1 protein-coding gene is annotated in these 425 nt (G+C 72.0%); it reads left to right on the forward strand.

Going from position 1 to position 425, the window contains the following annotated elements; translation table 11 throughout:
* A partial coding sequence (locus ACEN88_RS34365; protein WP_413346879.1) for a TonB-dependent receptor domain-containing protein occupies positions 1-425 on the forward strand: 425 nt, incomplete at both ends.

A 425-nucleotide genomic window follows, 5' to 3' on the forward strand; every position in this document is an offset into this window, starting at 1 on the left:
CGGCTGCCCCGCCGCCACCGCGCTGCCGGCCGCCAGCCTCACGTACCGGCCCGAGACCGTGCGCGCCTACGAGGCGGGCGTGAAGACCCGCTTCCGGGACGGCCGCGCGACACTCAACGTGGCCGTGTTCCACTACGACTACCGCAACCTGCAGCTGTCGAATGAGGTCGTGATCAACGGCCGGCCGCGCTACGAGACGACGAATGCGGGCGCGGCGTCGATCCGCGGCCTGGAAGCGGATGGCCAGGTGCTCGCGACGAGCGCCGACCGCTTCACGTACGCCCTCACCTTGCTCGACGCGCACTACGCCAGCTACCTGCCGGACGGCGTGCATTCGTGGGCCGGGGTCAAGCTGGACCGCACGCCGGCGCGCACGCTGTCGCTCGGCTGGGAGCACCGGACGCGCATCAACGGCGGCGTGCTGA

The organism is Massilia sp. CT11-108, from assembly GCF_047302915.1.
Classification (GTDB): Bacteria; Pseudomonadota; Gammaproteobacteria; order Burkholderiales; family Burkholderiaceae_D; genus Telluria; species Telluria orientalis.